Below are 1,039 nucleotides of genomic sequence, written 5' to 3'. Positions count from 1 at the left end.
GGGTGGTAGAGGTACTGGCGCCTCCCCGCGGCATCCACGCCGACCGCGAGGATGTGGGCGTTCGCAGCATCCGAGATCCAGACGTCCTGCCACGCCGGCGGGATCGCGAGGTCGGTGATGCGGGCTCGCTCCGCCCGGCTCGCACTGCCGCCGGTGCTGTGCACGTAGCCGAATCCGCGACCGCGTCGCACCCGCACGAACCCGGGGGAGAGGTAGGGTTCGACCCGTTTGAGACGCGGCACGGCCGAGGGCGGTCAGTGGTTGCGGAGCGCGGAGATGAGTTCGGACTTGCGCTTGCCGCTGTAGCCGCTGAGCCCCAGCTCCTTCGCCCGGTTGCGCAGGGCGTCGACCGTCCAGTCCTCGTAGTCGCCGTGCTTGCCGCCCTTGCGCCCGATGGCGCTGCGGCCCTGCTTGGCGGCGGCGTTCGAGATCCGCGCGGCCTTCTCCTTCGATGCTCCGTCGTCGCGGAGCTCCTCGTAGAGTTCGGGGTCCTTCAGTGATGCGTTCCGGCGTCCGGGCATGGCGGGTGCTCCTCTCATCGGGTTCCGCGGGCCACGCTACGCCCGGTCGGTGCGCCGGGGGAGGGGATTGACAGCCCTGCGCGCACGCGCAAGTAGCAGTCGGCGAGAGCGGGGGTCAACCCCTAGCGGCGGGCTTCGGCGGGCCAATAGCGTCGAGGGACGAGGCGTACCCCCGCCCTCGAGGTTCTGCCCGCATCCGGGTTCGAATCACTCGCCGCGCCCGTCTCGGACGGGCGCGGATCACAGAAGGAGAGATCATGAACATCCTCGTCGCCATCATCGCCATCGCCGCCGTCGTACTGCTCATCACCGGCGGCGTCGTTCCCGCACTCAACTTCCTGATCTGGGTTGGCGTCGTGCTCGCGGTCATCGCGCTCATCGTGTTCCTCGTTCGCTTCATCGGCGGGAACCGCACGGTCTGACCCCTGCACTCGACTCACCCGGAACGGGCGGCCCTCGGGCCGCCCGTTCCGCGTGTCCACGCCCTATGATGAGTGCGTGGGAACCCTGTACTACGG

At 69.4% G+C, this 1,039-nt stretch carries 2 protein-coding genes and 1 pseudogene; 1 reads left to right on the top strand and 2 read right to left on the bottom strand.

The window, feature by feature from the left end:
* Together ACFWWU_RS37545 and ACFWWU_RS37540 are read right to left on the bottom strand one after the other, a co-directional pair.
* Nucleotides 1-164: pseudogene (locus tag ACFWWU_RS37545) on the bottom strand (DNA topoisomerase IB); the annotation flags it as partial.
* A gap of 90 nt (nt 165-254) precedes the next feature.
* On the bottom strand, nt 255-521 hold the full coding sequence (locus tag ACFWWU_RS37540) for a Rho termination factor N-terminal domain-containing protein (protein ID WP_384153791.1): 267 nt from the start codon (nt 519-521) through the stop codon (nt 255-257).
* Nucleotides 522-778: 257 nt separating this feature from the next.
* Here ACFWWU_RS37540 and ACFWWU_RS37535 point away from each other — a divergent pair, with 257 nt between their 5' ends.
* Nucleotides 779-943, top strand: coding sequence for a hypothetical protein (locus ACFWWU_RS37535; protein ID WP_165877426.1), 165 nt, complete (start codon nt 779-781; stop codon nt 941-943).
* The last annotated feature ends 96 nt before the right edge of the window (nt 944-1,039 follow it).

This window comes from Streptomyces sp. NPDC058650 (assembly GCF_042717315.1).
Classification (GTDB): Bacteria; Actinomycetota; Actinomycetes; order Streptomycetales; family Streptomycetaceae; genus Streptomyces.
Note: the sequence above shows the minus strand (reverse complement) of the source record. Positions and strands in the feature narration are given on the sequence as shown.

Coding starts and splice junctions, on each gene's coding strand:
- ACFWWU_RS37540 (WP_384153791.1), bottom strand. CDS start 521: ATGCCCGGACGCCGGAACGCATCACTGAAGGACCCCGAACTCTACGAG.
- ACFWWU_RS37535 (WP_165877426.1), top strand. CDS start 779: ATGAACATCCTCGTCGCCATCATCGCCATCGCCGCCGTCGTACTGCTC.